This window comes from Streptomyces sp. PL-29 (assembly GCF_058344425.1).
Genome location: NZ_CP136996.1, coordinates 6,029,909 through 6,050,173, shown reverse-complemented (window position 1 = coordinate 6,050,173; position 20,265 = coordinate 6,029,909). Strand labels below are relative to the sequence as shown.

Here is a 20,265-nt window from a genome sequence, read left to right as displayed (position 1 = left end):
CGATCCGGCTGCCCGCGGGGGCCGCAGTCACAAAGCGTCCTGGCCGTTTCCGCCACCCCTGAACCCGTTCCCCCAGGTCAACACCCTGGTCAGGATGGAGGCGTGCCGCTCGGCACCTCTTCCCCACTCCCCATAAGGGCACCTCCATGACCTCTCGCGTCCACACCGCCGTCCGTCCGGTCCGCACCGCCGCCGTGGCGCTCGCCGCGGCCGTCGTCCACGCCGCGCTCGTGCTCGCCGTCGGCGGACCGGCGGGTGCGGTCGCGGCCGGGGCCGGGGCCGGCAGCGTCCAGGCGGCCCCGGCACAGCTCCCGGCCGCCCCGGGCGCGGTCGCCCGGGGCCTCATCTGGGACTGACCCGGTCGCGTGGAGCTGACCCTCGTCTCCCTCGTACCGCCCGTGACCGTGACCGGGCCCGGGCCCGGTCCCGCGGACGACGGCCGCCTGCTCCGCCTGCTGTGGGGCGCGGCCCGCCCGGCGGAGCGACTGGAGCACATCAGTGTGCGGAGCGGTCCGCACGGCGTGGACCTCGGACTCTTCACCGTGGCCACGCCCGAGACGACCGCCGCGGAGGCCGCCCTGGCCATCTGCCGCCGCGCGCTGGCGCCCCCCTCCCCCTTCCACGGCTGGCACCTTGCCGCCGGACCCACCGGACTCGCGCGTCCCGGCGCGATACCGCCCACCACCACCTGACAGGAGCACCCGTGACCAACCCCTTCGAGGACGACGAAGCCAGCTACTTCGTCCTCGTCAACCAGGAGAACCAGCACTCCCTGTGGCCCGCCTCGATCGAGGTGCCCGCCGGCTGGACGGCCACCCACGGCCCGGCCGGTCGCCAGGACTGCCTGGACCACATCGAGGTGACCTGGACCGATCTGCGCCCGGCCTCGCTGGTCGCTGCGCTCGGGGAGGTCTGAGCCCGTGACCGTCCAGCGCACCGCACGTCCCCGGCACTACCTGATGTGCCGCCCGTCCCACTTCACCGTCGACTACCGCATCAACCCCTGGATGGACCCGGCCAAGCCGACCGACACCGACCTGGCCGTCCTGCAGTGGGAGCGGCTGTACGCCCTCTACCAGGAGCTCGGGCACACGGTCGAGCTGATCGACCCGCTCCCGGGGCTGCCCGACATGGTCTACTCGGCCAACGGTGCCACCGTGCTCGGCGACCGCGTCCTGATGGCCCGCTTCCGCCACCCCGAGCGCGCCGCCGAAGCCCCCGCGTACCAGGCCTGGTTCGAGGCCAACGGCTACGCCGAGGTGGTCGCCCCGGAGCACGTCAACGAGGGCGAAGGCGACTACCTGGTCGCCGGGTCCCGGATCCTGGCGGGCACCGGCTTCCGCACCGACCCGGGTTCGCACGCCGAGGCCGAGCGCGTGCTCGGCGCCCCGGTGGTGGGCCTGACCCTGGTCGACCCGCGCTTCTACCACCTGGACACCGCCCTCGCCGTGCTCGACGACGACGAGATCATGTACTTCCCCGGTGCCTTCTCCGCCGAGTCGCGGGCGGTGCTGCGCGCGCTGTACCCGGACGCTCTGCTGGCCACGGAGGAGGACGCCGAGGCCTTCGGTCTGAACGCGCTCTCCGACGGGCGCAACGTGCTGCTCGCCGAGGCCGCCCGCGGGCTCGCCGACCGGCTGGCCGAGCGCGGCTTCACGCCGATCGGCGTCGACCTGTCCGAGCTGTTCAAGGGCGGCGGCAGCGTCAAGTGCTGCACCCTGGAGCTCCGTCACGCCGCGCCGGCGCCGACCGCGGGCGGTGCCGCATGAGCCCGCACCCCACCGCAGCCGCCGGGGCCGTCCCCTTCGTCGGCGTCCTCGACTGGCTCATCGAGCCCGGCGCCCCGGCCACCGTCCGCGCCCCCGGGCTGACCGACGCGGCCGCAGCTCGGGACTGGCTCGCCGAGCACCGTACCGAACTGCGCGCCGGACTGGACCGGTTCGGCGCCGTGTACGTGAGCGGGCTGCCGGTCCGCAGCGTGGACGACTTCGCCGTCGTCCGCGACGAACTGGTCCGCCGGGCCACCCCGTACCGCGAGAAGGCCACGCCCCGCAGCGACTTCGGCTCGGGCGTCTTCTCCTCCACCGACCTGCCCGCCGCGCAGGCGATCCGTCCGCACAATGAGAACAGCTACACGCTGACCTTCCCCGGCCTGCTGCTCTTCGGCTGCCTGACCGCCCCCGAGGAGGGCGGCGCGACCCCCGTCACCGACTGCCGCGCGGTGTTGCGCTCGGTCCCCGCCGCGCTGGTCGAGCGGATGCGCTCCGCCGGCTGGGTCCTGACCCGCACCTACTCGGAGCACCTCTCGGTCGCCTGGCAATCCGCCTTCGGGGCCGGCGCCCGCGAGGAGGTCGAGGCGTACTGCGCCGAGAACGCCATCGCCTGCGCCTTCGACGACGCGGGCACGCTGCGCACCAGCCAGGTGCGCCCGGGCATCGTCCGCCACCCGCGGACCGGCGACGAGGTGTGGTTCAACCACATGGCGTTCTGGAACCGCTTCTCGCTGGACGAGGAGCTGCGTGAGGTCCTGCTGGACGAGCTCGGCCAAGACGGGCTGCCCTTCGACACGGGTCTGGGCGACGGCGTCCCGCTGACCGAGGCGGAACTGGCGGCCGTCAACGCCGCCTACGAGGGGGCCACCGTACGCCGTGCCTGGCAGCCGGGGGACCTGCTGATCGTCGACAACGTCCTGACCGCGCACGGCCGTGACCCCTTCCGCGGCGACCGGCGGATCGTCGTCGCCATGGGCGACCCGGTTGCGGTGGCGGACTGCGCCCCGACCGTCGCCCCGTGCGCCGGAACCGTGGCGGAGGTGTCCCGTGGCTGAGCCTCTGAACCTGGTGGAGCGGTTCATGGAGACCGTCCGGTGCTTCCCCGACCGGGCCGCGGTGCACGCCGCGGACGGTTCCCTGACCTTCGAGGAGCTGGCCGGACGCACGGCCCGCCTGGCGGCGGCGCTGCGCGCGTTCGGTGTCCGCCCGGGCGACCGGGTGGGCGTGAGCCTGCCCCGCGGCACGGGTTGGGCCGCGGTCCCGCTGGCGGTGTGGCGGGCCGGCGCGGCCTACGTCCCGCTGGACCCGGCGTACCCCGGGGAGCGGCTCGCGCACATTGCGGCCGACGCCGGGCTGCGTGCGGTGGTTGCGAGGGCCGGGGCCGTGTGGGCCGGGGGCCTGCCGGTCCTGGACCCGGAGACGGCCGCGGCGGACCCGGCGAACCCGGCGGACACGGGCACGGTCGTGCCGGCCGACGCGCTGCCGTCCGGCCGGGCCGGGCACCCGGCCACCGCCGCCTACGTCATCCACACCTCGGGCTCCAGCGGCCTGCCCAAGGGCGTGGAGGTCACGCACGGCAGCGTCGCCGCCCTCGTGGCGGGGCTGGAGGAGCGGGGCGTCTACCCGTCCGGCCACCGCGTGGTCGCCTGGAACGCCAGCCTGTCCTTCGACGCGTCCGTGCAGCAGTGGGTCCGTGTGTGCCGCGGGGACACCCTGGTCGTCCTGGACGACGAGGACCGCACGGAGCCTGCCCGGCTGGACGCGCTGCTGGACGCGCACGGCGTGACCGACCTCGACTGCACGCCCTCGCACTGGCAGCTGACCGGCCCGCGGCTGCGGCCCGGGCGTCCGCTGCGGCTGCTGCTGGGCGGCGAGCCGGTGCCGACGCCGATGTGGCGGGCGCTGGCCGAGGACCCGACCGTGGAGGGCTGGAACCTGTACGGCCCCACCGAGTGCACCGTCGACGCCACCGCGACCCGGATCACCGGCGACGACCCGCGCCTGGGCGAGCCGCTGCCCGGGGTCCGCGCCCACGTCCTCGACGAGCGGCTGCGGCCGGCCGCCACCGGCGAGCTCTACCTGTCGGGTCCCAGCGTGGCCGTCGGCTACGTCGGCCGGCCCGGCCTGACCGCGTCGCGGTTCGTCGCGGACCCCTTCGCCGCCGACGGCAGCCGGATGTACCGCACGGGCGACCTGGTGCGCCGACGGGCCGACGCCGGCCTGGAGTTCCTGCGCCGCACCGACCGGCAGCTCAAGGTCCGCGGCTTCCGGGTGGAGCCGGGCGAGCTGGAGGACCGGCTGCGCGACCACGCGGCGGTGGCGGCGGCCGTCGCCGTGGCCCGGACCGGGCCGGACGGCGACACCCTGCTCGCGGCGTACTGGGTCCCGGCGCCCGGGGCCCGGGCGACCGACGCCGAGCTGCGCCGGCACTGCGAGGCCGCCCTGCCCGCGTACTTCGTCCCGTCCGTCCTCGTCATGCTCGACGCGCTCCCGCTGACGCCGAACGGCAAGGTGGACACCGAGGCGCTGCCGCCGCTGCCGACGGCCGCCGCGGCCGCGTCGGAATCCTCCGGGCGCGCCCCCGAGGGCCCGCTGGAGGAGCTGATCGCGGGCGTGTGGGCCGAGGTCCTCGGCCGGGACGGCGTCGACGCGGACGCGAACTTCTTCGCGCTCGGCGGCCATTCGCTGCTGGCGCTGCGCGTGGTGTCCCGGCTGAAGAAGAACGCCGGGATCGCGCTGCGGACCACGGACGTCTACCGCTTCCCCGTCCTCGCAGAGCTGGCCCGGCACGCGCGGTCGGTGCACGCCCTCGCCGCCGGGGAGCTCGCGTGAGCGTCCTCGACACCACCGCGGTGCGTCTGAAGGAGGCCGCGGAGGGCGCGCCCACCCTGGTCTGCCTCGGCTTCTGTGGCGGCGGCACCGCCACCTTCCACGACTGGATCCCGGCCCTGCCGGACGGCGCCGGCCTGGTGGCCGTCTGCTATCCGGGGCGGGAGGGGCGGTTCGCCGAGGAGTTCGCCCGGACCTGGGACGAGCTCGCGACGGACGCCGCCGCCGGGGTCGCGGCGGTGGCCGGGCAGGGCCCGTACATCCTGTTCGGGCACAGCATGGGCGGCTGGATGGCCTTCGACGTCACCGTACGGCTCGCGGCCGCGGGTGCGCCCGCGCCGCGCGCCCTGGTCGTCTCCGCCTGCAACGCCCCGGACCGCGGCGTCACCGACCGGGACCGGTTCCTGGACCGGGGTCAGCACGACGACGAGTTGCTCGGCTGGATGCGCGCCCACGGCCTGCTGCCCGGGCACGTCCTCGACGAGCCCGAGCTGACCGAGATGGCCGTGGAGCTGATGCGGGCCGACCTGGCCGCCCGGGACACCTTCACCCACACCCCCGGCGCCCGGACCGCTGTCCCGCTCCAGGTGTTCTCCGGGGACGCGGACCCGGTCATCGGCGAGGACGTGGCGCCACGTTGGGCGGCGCTGACCGACGGACCGTTCCGCCACGACGTCCTGCCCGGCGGCCACTTCTACACCCCGGAGGTGTGGCGGGACCTGCCCGCTCGGATCGATTCCCTGACGACCGGGGCCGCTGCGGCCCCCACCCCCGTCCTCCCCACGTCCGCCGCCCCGCGAGGGACGGCGGCCCCATGAAGAACGGCAGCTCCATGACCTTCTCCCCCGCCTTCGGCATCAGCCACGTCGAGTCCTACGTCGCCGACCTCGCGTCGGCGGCCGCCGAGATGACCGGCCGCTTCGGCTTCCGCGCGGTCGCCCGCGCCGAGTCCGCCGACGCGGAGTCCCTGCTCCTGCGCCAGGGCCGGATCTCCCTCGTCCTGACCCAGGCCCGCTCGCCGCACCACCCGGGCGCCGCCTACGTCCTGGCCCACGGCGACGGCGTCGCCGACATCGCGCTGAGCGTGCCCGACGTGACCGCCGTCTTCGACGAGGCGGTCTCCCGCGGCGCGGTCCCGCTGGCCGTGCCGCGCCGGCACTCCGACGGCCGCACCCGGGCCGTGCTGGCCGGCTTCGGCGACGTCGTGCACACCCTCGTCGAGCCGGACCCGGCCGGGCTGCCCCCGGGCTTCACCCCGCTGCCGGACGCCGCCGAAGCGGACCCGGCGGGCGAACTCCTGGAGGAGTTGGACCACTTCGCGGTCTGCCTGCCCGCCGGGGAACTCACCAGGACCGTGGAGTTCTACACCCGCGTCCTCGGCTTCCGCATGATCTTCCAGGAGCTCATCCGGGTCGGCGCGCAGGCCATGGACTCCAAGGTGGTGCAGAGCGCCTCCGGCGAGGTCACGCTGACCCTGATCGAGCCCGACACCTCCCGGGAGCCGGGCCAGATCGACCGGTTCCTGGCCGAGCACGGCGGCGCGGGGGTCCAGCACATCGCCTTCGCCTCCCGGGACGTGGTCCGGGCGGTCGGGGCGCTGCGCGAGCGCGGCGTGACGTTCCTGAGCGTCCCCGACACGTACTACACGATGCTCGCGGACCGGCTCGACCTGACCCGGCACTCCACGCAGGAGCTCCAGCGCACCAGCGTCCTGGTCGACGAGGACCACGACGGGCAGCTCTTCCAGATCTTCACCCGCTCCACCCATCCGCGCCGCACCCTCTTCCACGAGGTGATCGAGCGGTTCGGCGCCCGCACCTTCGGCAACGGCAACATCAAGGCCCTGTACGAGGCCGTCGAGGCCGAGCGGCTGGGCGCCACAGAGGTCCTGCGGTGAGCGCCGGACACGACACCGCTCCGGTCCCGGTCCGGCTGGCGGACTTCGCCGGTCCCGCCCGCCGGGCCCTGCCGCCGGAGGTCTGGGACTTCATCGCGGGCGGCAGCGGCGAGGAGCTGACCATGGCCGCCAACCGGGCCGCCCTGGACCGGATCCGCCTCGTCCCCCGCGTCCTGTCGGGTTCCGGGGCCCTCGACACCTCGGCCGAACTCCCCGGCGGCCGGGCGGCCCTGCCCGTGGCGGTCGCGCCAATGGCCTACCAGCGGCTGCTCCACCCCGAGGGCGAGCTGGCCACGGCCCGCGCGGCGGCGGCCGCCGGGGTGCCGTTCACCCTGAGCACGCTGAGCAGCGTGCCGGTGGAGGAGGTCACCGCGCTGGGCGGGACCACCTGGTTCCAGCTGTACTGCCAGCGGGACCCCGGGCTCACCGCCGAACTGGTGCGGCGCGCCGAGCACGCGGGCTGTGCCGCGGTGATGGTCACGGTCGACGTCCCCTCGATGGGCCGGCGCCTGCGCGACCTGCGCAACGGCTTCGCCCTGCCGGCGGGCGTGGCGGCCGCACACCTCGACCCGGCCACCACCCGCCGGGCCGGCGAACGCCGGGCCGGCACGTGCGCGGTGGCGGAGCACACCGCCGAGTCCTTCGCCCGCACCCTGGGCTGGGACGACCTGGCCCGGTTGCGGGAACAGACCGGACTGCCCCTGATCGTCAAGGGGATCCTCGATCCGGGTGACGCCGCGACCGCGGCAGCCGCCGGTGCGGACGCCGTCGTCGTCTCCAACCACGGCGGCCGCCAGCTCGACGGCGCGGTCGCCAGCGCGGACATGCTGTCCGCGGTCCGGGACGCGGTCCCGCCGCCCTGCCGGCTGCTGCTGGACAGCGGGATCCGCAGCGGTACCGATGTCCTCAAGGCCCTGGCGCTCGGCGCGGACGGGGTGCTGCTGGGCCGGCCCGTCCTGTGGGGTCTGGCTGCGGACGGCGCGGCGGGCGTGTCCCGGGTGCTGGAGCTGGTGGCTGCCGAACTGCGCTCCGCCATGGAGCTGTCGGGCTGCGGCACCCCCGCCGACGCCCCCTGGCTGACGGCGCTGGGGGCGGCCCGGTGACCCCCGCTGCCGTGGCCCTGGACCGGGCCGATCTGCACGCGTCCCTCGCGGACCCCGCACTGCTGTCCATGACCTTCCTCAACGAGATCGCGGGACGGTTCCCCGAGGCGGTCTCCTTCGCCCCCGGGCGGCCGACGGAGGACTTCTTCGACCCGTCCGACCTGCACCGTTACCTCGACACGTACATCCAGCACCTCACCTCAGACAAGGGCTACGACGCGGCCGGGGTGCGGCGGGAGCTGTTCCAGTACGGCCGCACCAAGGGCGTCGTGCACGAGCTGATCGCCCATCACCTCGAACGGGACGAGGGCATCGTCTGCGCCCCGGAGGCCGTCCTGGTCACGGTGGGCGCGCAGGAGGCGCTGTGGCTCGTGCTGCGTGCCCTGAAGGCCGGCCCGCGGGACGTGGTGCTGGCCCTGGACCCGACGTACGTCGGGCTGACCGGCGCGGCCCGGCTACTGGACCTCCCGGTGCGGTCGGTGCCCGAGGGCCCCCGCGGGGTGCGTCCGGAGCAGGTACGCAAGCGGATCCGCGAGGTCCGCGCGGCCGGGGAGCGGCCCCGGGCGCTGTACCTGGTACCGGACTTCTCCAACCCGAGCGGCCACTCCCTGGGGACACAGTCGCGCCGCGCGCTGCTGGAGGTCGCCGAGCAGGAGGACATACTGCTGCTGGAGGACAACCCGTACGGGTACTTCCGGATGACGGTCGGCTCCCGGCCTCCGACGTTGAAGGCCCTCGACACCGGGCAGCGGGTCGTCTACCTGGGCTCGCTGGCCAAGACCTGCTTCCCCGGCGCCCGGGTGGGCTTCGCCGTCGCGGACCAGCGGGTGACCGGGGCGGGCGGCCCGGCGCTGCTGGCCGACGAGCTGGCCCGGGCCAAGAGCATGCTGACCGTCAACACCCCGCCGGTGACGCAGGCGCTGGTCGGCGGCATGCTGCTGGAGCACGACGGCAGCCTGTTGGAGGCCAACCGCCGCCAGATCGAGGTCTACCGGCGCAACCTGCGCGCCCTGCTGGACGGGCTGCACCAGCGGTTCGCCGGGGTGCCCGGGGTGTGGTGGATCGCCCCCGCGGGCGGCTTCTTCGTCGTTCTCGACGTGCCGTTCGAGGTGACGGACGCCCTGGTCGAGGAGGCCGCCGTCCGGCACGGGGTGCTCTTCACGCCGATGCGCCACTTCAGCGACCACGAGCGGGCCCGGCGCCAACTGCGGCTTTCGTGCAGCTCCTTGGATCCCGCCGTGATCGAGGACGGGCTCGACCGGCTGGCGGCGCTGGTCGACGAGCAGGGCGCGGCATCGCGTGACTGAGCCCCTCGCCCCGCCCGCACCCCTCCCTGCCCTCCCCGCACCCACCCCAGAAGGGACGTCCATGCACGCCGACGAGGCGCACGGACCACGGCATTCGCTCGTCCGGACCCTGATCCGCGCCGTCCGGCGCGACCCCGCGGCGGTCGCCGTCGTCGACAGCGGCGTCGCCCACACCTACGGCGAACTCGACAGCCGCTCCGCCGACATCGCGGGCGGGCTCGCCGCCCGGGGCCTGGGACCCGACGACGTGGTCGCCGTCCACGGCGCACGGTCCTGGGAGCGGTGCGCCGCCGTGCTCGGCGCCTGGCGGGCGGGGGTGGGCGTGGTCTGCGTGGACCCGGGCATGCCCACGCCGCGGGCCGCCCGGATCGCCCGACACTGCGCCCTGCTGGTCCGTCCCGACCACACCGCGCCGACCGGGCTCGGCCCCGCCGAGGTCGCCTTCGGCGAGCTGCGCGGCGCCCCGCTGGAGGAGCTGCGCGAGGGAATCCTCGGGTACGTCATTCCCACCTCCGGATCGACCGGTGAGCCCAAGTCGGTGGCCGTGGCGTCCTCGGTGCTGGCCGCGCTCGGCGACTGGCACGTACGGAACTGGGCCCACGACCGCCCGCCGCACACCCTCCAGGCGGCTTCCATCGGCTTCGACGTGGGCTATGAGGAGATCGTCGCCACCTGGCTGGCCGGGGCCGCGCTGGTCGTGGTCTCCGACGAGGAACGCCAGGACCCCTTCGCGCTGATGGACGTGATCCGCGCACACCGGGTCGCCCGGCTGTTCCTGCCGGTGGTGGGGCTGCACGCGCTGGCCACGGCCGCCGTGTTCGAACCGGGCGCGATGCCCGACTTGCGGGAGATCGCGGTCGCGGGCGAGCGCCTGGTCGTCAACTCCGAGGTGCGGGAGTTCTGCGCGGCCGCCGGGGTCGCGCTGGTCAACGAGTACGGGCCCAGCGAGACCCACGTGGTCACGCAGTACCGGCTGGACCCCCGGGAGGCCGCTTCCTGGCCCGAGCACCCGCCGATCGGCTGCGCCGTCGCCGGCGCGGAGCTGCTGCGCGAGGCGGACGGCGGGCTGCGGCCGTTCGCGGCGGGCGAGGAGGCGGAGCTGGTCGTCGGCGGGGGCAGTGTCGGCCTCGGCTACCTGGGCGACCCGGAGCTGACGGCGACCCGCTTCCGGACCCTGCCGCACCGCGACGGGATCCCGCGCCGTACGTACGCCACGGGGGACCTCGTCCGGTTCGACGGGGCGGACTTCCACTTCGTGGCCCGGGTCGACGACCAGCTCAAGGTGAGCGGGTACCGGGTCGAGCCCGGCGAGGTCGAGGCGGTCCTGGGCGCGGTCCCGGGGGTCCGCCGGGCCGTGGTGGTGGCGGTGGAGGTCGCGGGCTCGCGCCGACTCGCGGCCGTGTGGACCCGGACGGGGGCAGACGGCCCCGGGCCCGAGGAACTGGCCGCGGCGTGCGCGGCGCAGCTGCCGGCGTACATGGTGCCCCGGCACTTCCGGCCGGTGGCGGAGCTGCCGGTGACCGCCAACGGAAAGGTCGACCGGGCCGCCCTGCGGGCGCTGTTCGCCCCGGCCCGCACCGCCGTCTGACAACCCGCGCAGGCCCCGAGGGCCTGCGGAGAGCGAGAACGAGGAAGACCATGAGGGGAATCGACGTGACCGAGGCGGAGCAGATCCTGTGCGGTGTCCTGGCGGACCTGTTCGGAATCCGGGAGGTCGGCCCGCAGGACGGCTTCGTCCGGCTCGGTGGTGACAGCATCATCGCCGTGCAGGTGGTCGGCGCGGCCCGCCGGGCCGGGCTGCGCATCACCGTCCGGGACGTGCTGACCCTGCCGGACGTGGCGGCCCTGGCCGACGCCGCCCGGCCGCTGGCCCGGTCCGCCCGGTCGGGCGACGACGACGGCGTCGGGCCGGTCCGGCCGACGCCGGTCATGCACTGGCTCGACGAGCGGGGCGGGCCGGCCGACCGCTACTACCAGTACCTGGTGGTGCGGACCCCGGCCGGGCTGACCGGACAGGGCGCGGCCGAGGTGCTCCAGGCAATCCTGGACCGGCACGACATGCTGCGCGTGATCCGGGACGGCTCCGGCTGGCGGACCCGCCCGGCCGGGTCGGTGCCCGCCGCCCCGTGCCTGCGCCGGGTACCGACGGAGGGCCGCCAGGCCACCGCCGAGGAGGTCGGTCGGGAGGTGCACGCGGCCCGTGACCGGCTCTCGGCCGGCGGCGGGGTGATCGTGCAGGCGGTCTGGTTCGACGCCGGGGCCGGGCTGCCCGGGGCGCTGGCCCTGATCGTCAACCACGTGGTCGTGGACGGGATCTCCTGGCGGGTGCTGACCGGCGACCTCGCCCGGGCCTGGGAGGCTGTCGCCGCCGGGCGGGCCGCCGCCGGCGCCCTCGAACCGGTGGCCACCTCGTTCCGCCGCTGGTCCGAGCTGCTCACCGCGGAGGCGGCCGGGGAGCGGACCGCTGCCGAAGCCGCGTACTGGCGCGGTGTGGTGCGGCCGGGTGCGGGCATCGCGGGCCGCCGCCCGCTGGACCCGGCCCGCGACCACGAGGACCGCGCCGGGCACCTCGCCCTGAGCCTGCCCGCGGCGACGGCCGGGCCGCTGCTGACGTCGGTGGCCGACCGGCTGGGCGCAGACGCCAACGAGGTGCTGCTGGCCGGGCTCTCCCTGGCCCTGGCCCGGTGGCGGCCCTGCGGCCCGGAGGCCCTGGTGGAGCTGGAGGGCCACGGCCGGGAGGACATCGGCGCCGAAGCGGACCTCTCCCGCACGGTCGGCTGGTTCACCACCCTCTTTCCCACCCGTTTCGCCCTGGACGGCCTGGGTGCGGCGGACGCCGAGAACGGCGGACCCACCGCCGGAGAGGCGCTGCGGCGGGTCCGGGAGCAGCTGCGGGCGATCCCGCGCAAGGGCATCGGGTACGGCCTGCTGCGCCACCTCGACCCGGTCGTCGGCAAGGAGCTCGCCGCGGCGGAGCCCGCGGGCATCGGTTTCAACTACCTCGGCCGGCTGGGCGGTCCGGCCGACGCCGACTGGCAGCTGCTGCCCGCCCACGGGGCCCGGCTCGACGCCCCGGGCCCCGGCATGCCGATGGCGCACGCCGTCGAGGTGAACGCCTTCGTCCTGGAGTCGGCGGACGGGCCCGTCCTGCACGCCGACTGGGCCTGGGCCGAGGGCGTCCACGACGAGGCGGAGGTCCGGGCGCTGGCCGACGGCTGGTTCCGGATGCTCGGCGCCCTCGTCGTCCACGCCGACCGCACCGGTCCCGCGGCCGCGTCCACGGTCCCGCCCGCCGCCGGCCTGACGCTCGGCGCGATCGGCCAGGACGAACTGGACGACCTCGCGGCCTCGCTCGGCCTCCTCTGACCCCGACCGGTCCGCACCTGCGCACCTGCGCACCTCCGCACCTCCGCCGCTCTTCGACAGTCTCCCAGAAAGCGACATCAGCCATGAACACCAGCCGGCCGGCCATCGAGGACGTCCTGCCCCTCTCCCCGCTGCAGGAGGGCATGCTCTTCCACTCCGGGTACGACGAGGACTCCAAGCACCTCTACATCGCCCAGTTCACCGTCGACCTGGACGGGACGCTCGACGCGGGACGACTGCGCCGGGCCGCCGGGGAGCTGCTGCGCCGCCACGCCAACCTGCGGGTGATCCTCACCCACCGCAAGAACGGCGATCCCGTCCAGGTGGTGCGCCGGGACATGGAGCCGGCCTGGCGGGAGCACGACCTCGGCGATCTGCCCGCCGGTGCGGCCGAGGTGCGGACCGCGGAACTGACGGAGGAGGACTGGGCACAGGGCGTCGACAGCCGCCGGCCGCCGCTGCTGCGGTTCACGCTGCTGCGGCTGGCGGACGACCGACACCGGCTCCTGGTGACCGCCCACCACATCCTGCTGGACGGCTGGTCGTTCGGGCTGCTCTTCCGCGAGCTGTTCACCCTGTACACGGGTGGCCGGCTTGAGCCGGTGCGGCCCTACCGGGACTACCTGGCGCACCTCGCGGGCTGCGACCGGCCCGCCGCCGAGGAGGCCTGGCGCACCGCCCTGGCCGGTCTCGACGCACCCGGCCGGATCGCGGAGGGCGCCGGCCGGGTCTCCCCCGGCGCCACCCCCGAGGACGTGGTGGTGCGGTTGGACGAGGAGCGGACGGCGGCACTGACCGCGCGGGCCCGGGCGTGCGGGCTGCTGCTGACCAGCGTGGTCCAGGGGGCCTGGGCGACGCTCATGGCCCGCGCCACCGGGCAGGACGACGTGGTCTTCGGTCTCACGGTCAGCGGCCGCCCCGCCGAACTGCCGGGTGCGGAGCGGATGATCGGCATGCTGATCAACACCGTGCCCGTGCGGGCCCGGATCGACGCGGCCGCCCCGCTGCGCCGGGTCTGCGCGGAGCTCCAGCGCGAGCGGGCCGAGCTGGCGAGCCACGACCACCTGGGGCTGACGGAGATCCAGAAGCTGGCCGGTTCCCCGTCCGCGCTCTTCGACACGAACCTGGTCTTCGAGAACTTCCCGATGAGCGACTACGCACTGGACCTGCCCGGCTTCGGCCTGGAGGCACGGATCCGGTTCCGGGACACCACGCACTTCCCGCTCACCCTGGTGGTCGAGCCGGGCGCGGCGCTCGGGCTGCGGCTGAGCCACCACCCCGGGCTCGTCGGCACCGAGCGGGTGCGGGAGCTGGGCGAGCGGCTGGTGCGGCTGCTGGAGCGGTGGACGGCCGACCCGGACGCGCCGGTGGCGGTCCTGGACGCGCTGACAGCGGCCGAGCGCCACCGGGTCCTGGCCGAGTGGAACGACACCGCGGCCGCCCTCCCGGAGTCGACGCTGGCCGCGCTGCTCGCGGAGCAGGCCGCCCGGACCCCGGACGCCACCGCCGTCGTCTTCGAGGGCGAGTCCCTGACCTACCGGGCGTTGGACGAGCGGGCGGGCCGCCTCGCGGACGTGCTCGCGTCCCTCGGGATCGGACCGGAGAGCCTGGTCGCGGTCGCCGTGCCGCGCTCCCTCGACCTGATGGTCGCCCTGTGCGGGGTGCTGAAGGCGGGCGCCGCCTACCTGCCCGTCGACCCGGGCCAGCCCGAGGAGCGCAACCTCCAGATCATGGCTGACGCCGCCCCGGCGCTGGTGCTGAGCACCGGATGGGAGGCGCCGGGAACGCCCACGCTGCGGCTGGACGCCCCACTCCCCGCGGCGGACCGCGCACCGCGGCCGGTGGTCCTGCCCGACCACCCGGCGTACGCGATCTTCACCTCCGGTTCCACCGGCCGCCCCAAGGGCGCGCTGGTCCCGCACCGGGCCATCGTCAACCGGCTGGCGTGGATGCAGCGGGAGTACGGGCTGGGGGCCGGGGACCGGGTGCTGCAGAAGACGCCGAGCGGTTTCGACGTCTCGGTGTGGGAGTTCTTCTGGCCGCTGCTGACCGGGGCGACGCTCGTGGTCGCGAAGCCCGGCGGCCACCAGGACCCCGCCTACCTGGCCGACCTGATCGCCCGGGAGTCCGTCACCACCACGCACTTCGTGCCGTCCATGCTCGACGTGTTCCTGCGGGAGCCCGCCGCGGCGGGTGCCCGCTCGCTGCGCCGGGTGATCGCCAGTGGCGAGGCACTGCCCCCGCACACCCAGGACGCCTTCTTCCGGGTCCTGCCCGGCGCGGAACTGCACAACCTGTACGGCCCGACCGAGGCCGCGGTCGACGTCACGCTCTGGCCCTGCCGGGCCGGGGACGCCACCGTCCCGATCGGACGGCCCGCCGCCAACACCCGTACCTACGTCTTGGACGGCCGGCTCGCCCCGGTGGCGCCCGGCACCGCCGGCGAGCTGTACCTGGCCGGTGTGCAGCTGGCCCGCGGCTACCTGGGCCGGCCCGGGCTCACCGCCGACCGGTTCGTGGCCTGCCCCTTCGAGCCGGGGGACCGCATGTACCGCACGGGCGACCTGGTGCGCTGGCGGGCCGACGGCGTCCTGGAGTACCTGGGCCGCACCGACGACCAGGTCAAGATCCGCGGCTTCCGCATCGAACCGGGCGAGGTCCGCAACGCCGCCGCGGGCTGCACCGGCGTCTCGCACGCGGCGGTCGTCGTCCGCGAGGATCGCCCGGGCGATCCCCGGCTCGTGGCGTACGTGGTGCCCCGCCCGGGCACCGCGCCGACCCCCGCCGGGGTGCGCGGCGAGCTCGCCGCCGCGCTGCCCGAGCACATGGTCCCGGCCGTGGTCGTGCTGGACGAGCTGCCGGTGACGCCGAACGGCAAGCTCGACCGGCGGGCCCTGCCGGCCCCCGCCCTGCGCACCGGCGGCCGCGGCGGCCGCACCGAGCGGGAGCGCATCCTGACGGGTCTGTTCGCGTCGGTGCTGGGCCTGCCCGAGGTGGGCGCCGACGACGACTTCTTCGAGCTGGGCGGCCATTCCCTGCTGGCGATGCGGCTGGTGGCGCAGGTGCGCGGGGCGTTCGGCGCAGAATTGGGCATCCGTGAGGTGTTCACCGCCCGCACGCCGGCCGCACTCGCCGCGCTGGTCGACGGCGCGGACCGGGCCCGTCCCGCGTTGCGGCCGCAGGCGCGCCCGGAGCGGCTGCCGCTCTCCCCGGCGCAGCGCCGGGTGTGGTTCCTGGACCGGCTCGAAGGGTCGAACCCGGCCTACCACAGCGCGGTCGCCCTCCGGCTCGACGGTCGGCTGGACGTGGCGGCGCTGCGCGGGGCGCTGGCCGACCTGGCCGAGCGGCACGAGATCCTGCGCACCATCCACCCGGACGTCGACGGCGAGCCCCGCCAGGTCGTCCTGCCCCCGGCCCCACCGGCCCTGGAGGTCCTCGATGCGAGCGGCGGCGCCGGGACGGCCGCCCTGGTCGCCGAGGTCGCGGGCCGCCCCTTCGACCTGGCGGCGCAGGCCCCGCTGCGGGCCGCGCTGCTGGCCTGCGGGCCGCGGGAGCACACCCTGGTGCTGGCCCTGCACCACATCGCCACCGACGGCGAGTCCTGGGGGCCGCTGCTGGACGACCTGGCGCACGCCTACGCGGCCCGTACCGGCGCGGGTTCGGGCCGGCGAGCCCCGCTGGCCGTGCAGTACGCGGACTACACCCTGTGGCAGCGCGCCCTGCTGGACGACGTAGCCGAGGAGCAGCTGGCCCACTGGCGCACCGTGCTGGCCGGGCTGCCCGAGGAGCCCGCGCTGCCCACCGACCGTCCCCGGCCCGCGGTCGCCGACCCGGCGGGCGCCGCCTTCGGCTTCGATCTGGACGCGGCGCTGACCGCGCAGCTGGCGGCGCTGGCCCGGGCGCACGGGTGCACCGTCTTCATGGTGCTCCAGTCGGCTCTGGCGGTGGTGCTGTCCCGGCTCGGGGCGGGCACCGACGTGCCGATCGGGACGGTCGTCGCGGGCCGCACCGACGAGGCCCTGGACGAGCTGGTCGGCTTCTTCGTCAACACCCTGGTCCTGCGCACCGATGTCTCCGGCGATCCGACCTTCGCCGAACTCCTGGAGCGGGTCCGGGACACCGACCTGGCCGCCTTCGCCCATCAGGACGTCCCCTTCGAGCAGGTCGTCGAGGCCGTCAACCCGCGCCGCTCCCTCTCCCACCACCCGCTGTTCCAGGTGGCGCTGGCGATGCGCCCGGCGACCGGAACGGCCGCTCTCGACCTCCCCGGGCTGACCGCGGAAGCCGAGGAGGTCGACGTACCGGAGGCCGAGTTCGAGCTGGCGCTGCAGTTCACCGAGGCGGGCTCGCCGGGCGAGGGCCTGCGCGCCGTCGCCAAATACCGTACGGGCCTGTTCGACGAGGCCACCGTCCGCGCCCTCGTGGAGCGGCTGCGGGCGGTCCTGCAGGCGGCGGTGCGGGCGCCGCGCGGTCCGATCTCGGCACTGGAGGTCCTGCTGGAGCAGGAGCGCGGGCAGCTGCTCGGCGGCTGGCTGCCGGAGGGGCCGCAGCAGGCCGCGGCGGGCTCCGTGCACGAGGAGTTTTCCCGCCGGGCCCGCCTGCACCCGGACGCGGTGGCCCTCTTCTCGGGCCCGGACGAGATCACGTACGGGGAGCTGGACCGGCGGGCGGACCGGCTGGCCCGGCGGCTGGCCGGGTACGGGGTCGGCACCGAGACCCCGGTCGGCGTGCTGATGGCCCGCTCCCCCGAGGTCGTCGTCGCGATGCTGGCCGTCCTGAAGGCGGGCGGGGCGTACGTGCCGCTGCACACCGGGTACCCGGCCGCGCGCATGCAGAGGATCCTGTCCGATGCGGGCTGCTCCGTCCTGCTGGTCGACGAGGCCTTCGCCCCGCTCGGCCTGGAGTGCGCCCGCACGGTCCTGGTCACGGCGGCGGACACCGCCGGGGCGGACGCGCGGGACGCGGAGTTCACGGCCGCGTCGTGCCCGCCCGGGCAGCTCGCCTACCTGATGCACACCTCGGGCTCGACCGGCGAGCCCAAGGGCGTCGCCGTCACCCACCGGGACGTCCTGGCCCTGGTGGCCGACCGGGGCTGGCACACCCGGGGTGCCGAGCGCGTCCTGTTCCACGCGCCGCACGCGTTCGACATCGCCGACTACGAGCTGTGGGTGGCGCTGCTGTCGGGTTGGCAGGTCGTCGTCGCCCCCGAGGGCGAGCCCACGGCCGCCGCGCTGGGCGCCCTGATCCGCGGGGCGGGCGTCACCGCCGTGCACCTGACGGCCGGTCTGTTCCGCGTGGTCGCCGAGGAGGACCCGGGCCTGCTGGCCGGCGTCCGCGAGGTGCTGACCGGCGGCGACGTCGTCAGCCCCGCCGCGGTCCGGGCCGTGCTGGCCGCCTGCCCGGACACCGTGGTCCGCCACCTGTACGGGCCCACCGAGGCGACCCTGTGCGCGACCAGCCACCTGATCGCCGGCGCCTCGGACGCCGACGGCCCGGTGCCGATCGGCCGCCCCCTGGACGGGACCCGTGCGTACGTGCTGGACGAGCGGCTGCGGCTGGTGCCGCCGGGCACCCCGGGCGAGCTGTACCTGGCCGGTGCCGGAGTCGCGCGCGGCTACCAGCGGCGGCCCGCGGCCACCGCCGAGCGGTTCGTCGCCGATCCGTTCGGCGCGCCCGCCACCCGCATGTACCGCACCGGCGACCGCGCCCGGTGGCGGGCCGACGGGCTGTTGGAGTTCCTCGGCCGGTCCGACGAGCAGGTGAAGGTCCGCGGCTTCCGCGTGGAGCCCGGTGAGGTCGAGGCCGCGCTGGCCGCATGCCCGGGGGTCCGCCAGGCCGTGGTCGCCGTACGGGCCGCCGCGGACGGTGAGAAGCGGCTGGCCGGTTACGTGGTCGGGGAGGTGTCCGGGCCCGCGGTGCGACGCCGGCTGGAGCGGCTGCTGCCGGACTACATGCTGCCCTCGTACGTCCTGGTCCTGGACGCGCTGCCGCTGACCCCCAACGGCAAGGTGGACTACCGGGCCCTGCCCGAGCCCGCGCTGCCCGCTTCCGGCGGACGTGCCCCCCGTACCCCCCGGGAGGAGATCCTGGCCGGGCTCTTCGCCGAGGTGCTCGGCCTCGACGCGGTCGCCGCCGACGCCGGCTTCTTCGACCTGGGCGGCCACTCGCTGCTGGCGACCCGGCTGGTCAGCCGGATCCGTACGGCCCTCGGGGTCGAGCTGGCGCTGCGCGACGTCTTCCGCGCGCAGACCGTGGCCGCCCTCGCGGAGCTGGCCGGGAGCGCCGACCGGGCGCGGCCGCCGCTGCGCCGTGCGGAGCCGGGGCAGGGCGCGCCGCTGTCCCCGGCGCAGCACCGCCTGTGGTTCGCGCATCAGGCAGAGGGCCCGTCCGGCCACCACAACGTGCCCTTCGCCTACCGGTTGAGCGGTCCGCTGGACGCGCCGGCGCTGCGTGCGGCGCTGGGCGACGTGGTGGCCCGGCACGAGGTGCTGCGGACCGTCTTCGACGAGTGCGGGGGCGAGCCGGTGGTCCGGCTGCTGGAGGGCGCGGCCTCCGAGGTGCCGCTGGAGGTCCTCGCGGTCACGGAGGCCGGTGCCGTCGCGGACGCGGTCCGGGAGGTGACGGGGCACCGGTTCGACATCGCGGTCGAACTCCCGCTGCGGGCCCGGTTGCTGGAGCTGGGGCGACAGGAGTGGGTGCTCGTGCTCGTGGTGCACCACATCGCCACCGACGGCTGGTCCTGGGGGCCGCTGCTGGCCGACCTGGCCACCGCCTACGCCGCCCGGTGCGCGGGCACGGCGCCCGCCTTCGAGCCGCTGCCCGTGCAGTACCGGGACCACACCGTCTGGCAGCGGTCCGTGCTCGGCACGCCGGGCGCCCCGGACGCGCTGATCACCCGCCAGCTCGAATTCTGGGTCGAGGAACTGGCCGGCACCCCGGCCGAGCTCGCCCTGCCCTACGACCGGCCCCGCCCGGACGTGGCGAGCTTCGCGGGCGGCTCGGTCCCCCTGGAGCTGGACGCGCAGCTGCACGGACGACTGCTCGAACTGGCCCGGCAGCACGGCTGCACCCTCTTCATGGTCCTCCAAGCCGGCCTGTCCGTCCTCCTGTCCCGCCTCGGAGCCGGCACCGACATCCCCATCGGAACCGTCGTCGCCGGCCGCACGGACGAAGCACTCGACGACCTCGTCGGCTTCTTCGTCAACACCCTCGTCCTGCGCACCGACCTCTCCGGCGACCCGACCTTCACCGACCTCCTGGAGCGGGTGCGGGAGACCGACCTCGCCGCCTACGCCCACCAGGAGGTGCCCTTCGAGCAGGTCGTCCTGGGGGTGAACCCGGAGCGGTCCCTCGCCCGGCACCCGCTCTTCCAGGTGCTGCTCCAGGTCCAGAACGAGCCGCCCGCCCTGCCCCGCCTGACGGGCCTCACGGCCCGGCCGCACCCTGTCGAGTGGGCGGTGTCCAAGTTCGACCTCGGCGTGGACCTCGGGGAGCGGCGCGCCGCCGACGGCACCCCGCTGGGCCTCACCGGCGAACTCACTTACGCCAGCGAGCTGTTCGACCGGACGAGCGTGGAACGGCTGGCGGCGGACCTGGCCCTGGTGCTGCGCGGTCTCGCGGCCGCCCCGGACCGGGCGGTCGGATCGGTCGACGGCCCGGCTCCGCACACGGCCGCCCCCGCCGCGCCCGAGCCGGCCGAGGACCCGGGCGGCAGCGCCGAGGACCGTGTCCGCGCCCTGTACGCCGAGGTCCTGGGCCGGAACGAGGTCGGCCCGGACGACAACTTCTTCGCCCTGGGCGGCCACTCCCTCCTCGTCACCCGGCTGATCAGCCGGATCCGGGCCGATCTCGGCCGGGAGCTGAAGATCCGCCAGCTCTTCCAGCACCCGACCCCGGCCCGCACCGCCGCCCTGCTCACCGACGCGCCGAAGGCCCGTCCCACGCTCCGGCGCACCGCCGATGCCTGAGCCGACTCCCCGCCCCCGCACCAC

Annotated in this window: 13 protein-coding genes; all 13 read left to right on the top strand. The window is 75.7% G+C overall.

All coding sequences use genetic code 11. The features are described from left to right. Positions 1–146: 146 nt before the first annotated feature. The 13 genes from R4Z63_RS27660 to R4Z63_RS27600 all read left to right on the top strand — a co-directional run bounded on the left by R4Z63_RS27660 (position 147) and on the right by R4Z63_RS27600 (position 20,241). Positions 147–356, top strand: a complete 210-nt coding sequence (locus R4Z63_RS27660; protein WP_384447604.1) for a hypothetical protein — start codon at positions 147–149, stop codon at positions 354–356. A gap of 9 nt (positions 357–365) precedes the next feature. After that, on the top strand, positions 366–692 hold the full coding sequence (locus R4Z63_RS27655) for a hypothetical protein (protein ID WP_384447601.1): 327 nt from the start codon (positions 366–368) through the stop codon (positions 690–692). 11 nt (positions 693–703) lie between these two features. Then, positions 704–916, top strand: a complete 213-nt coding sequence (locus R4Z63_RS27650) for an MbtH family protein (RefSeq protein ID WP_037916083.1) — start codon at positions 704–706, stop codon at positions 914–916. Positions 917–920: 4 nt separating this feature from the next. Further along, positions 921–1,769, top strand: a complete 849-nt coding sequence (gene ddaH / locus R4Z63_RS27645) for a dimethylargininase (RefSeq protein ID WP_384447598.1) — start codon at positions 921–923, stop codon at positions 1,767–1,769. Continuing rightward, positions 1,766–2,827, top strand: coding sequence for a TauD/TfdA family dioxygenase (locus R4Z63_RS27640; RefSeq protein WP_384447595.1), 1,062 nt, complete (start codon positions 1,766–1,768; stop codon positions 2,825–2,827). The genes ddaH and R4Z63_RS27640 overlap by 4 nt, the downstream gene beginning before the upstream one ends. Further along, positions 2,820–4,604 carry a non-ribosomal peptide synthetase gene (locus R4Z63_RS27635; protein ID WP_384447592.1) on the top strand — a complete coding sequence of 595 codons (1,785 nt, stop codon included), beginning with the start codon at positions 2,820–2,822 and terminating at the stop codon, positions 4,602–4,604. The genes R4Z63_RS27640 and R4Z63_RS27635 overlap by 8 nt, the downstream gene beginning before the upstream one ends. Then, positions 4,601–5,419: a thioesterase II family protein gene (locus R4Z63_RS27630; RefSeq protein ID WP_063890540.1), complete on the top strand. Its 819-nt coding sequence runs from the start codon at positions 4,601–4,603 to the stop codon at positions 5,417–5,419. The genes R4Z63_RS27635 and R4Z63_RS27630 overlap by 4 nt, the downstream gene beginning before the upstream one ends. Beyond that, positions 5,416–6,498 (top strand): 4-hydroxyphenylpyruvate dioxygenase, encoded by a 1,083-nt coding sequence (gene hppD / locus R4Z63_RS27625; RefSeq protein WP_384447588.1) that lies wholly within the window; start codon positions 5,416–5,418, stop codon positions 6,496–6,498. The genes R4Z63_RS27630 and hppD overlap by 4 nt, the downstream gene beginning before the upstream one ends. Next, entirely contained in the window at positions 6,495–7,601 is a 1,107-nt protein-coding gene (locus tag R4Z63_RS27620; protein WP_384447585.1) for an alpha-hydroxy acid oxidase, read from the top strand. Before hppD ends, R4Z63_RS27620 begins: the two co-directional genes overlap by 4 nt. Then, positions 7,598–8,908, top strand: a complete 1,311-nt coding sequence (locus R4Z63_RS27615; RefSeq protein ID WP_384447582.1) for an aminotransferase-like domain-containing protein — start codon at positions 7,598–7,600, stop codon at positions 8,906–8,908. Before R4Z63_RS27620 ends, R4Z63_RS27615 begins: the two co-directional genes overlap by 4 nt. Positions 8,909–8,969: 61 nt before the next feature. Further along, on the top strand, positions 8,970–10,496 hold the full coding sequence (locus tag R4Z63_RS27610; RefSeq protein ID WP_384447579.1) for an AMP-binding protein: 1,527 nt from the start codon (positions 8,970–8,972) through the stop codon (positions 10,494–10,496). Positions 10,497–10,546: 50 nt separating this feature from the next. Further along, the gene (locus tag R4Z63_RS27605; protein ID WP_384447576.1) at positions 10,547–12,274 is read left to right on the top strand and encodes a condensation domain-containing protein; all 1,728 of its coding nucleotides are present in this window, start codon (positions 10,547–10,549) and stop codon (positions 12,272–12,274) included. A gap of 83 nt (positions 12,275–12,357) precedes the next feature. Further along, positions 12,358–20,241, top strand: a complete 7,884-nt coding sequence (locus R4Z63_RS27600; RefSeq protein ID WP_384447573.1) for an amino acid adenylation domain-containing protein — start codon at positions 12,358–12,360, stop codon at positions 20,239–20,241. Positions 20,242–20,265: the final 24 nt, after the last annotated feature.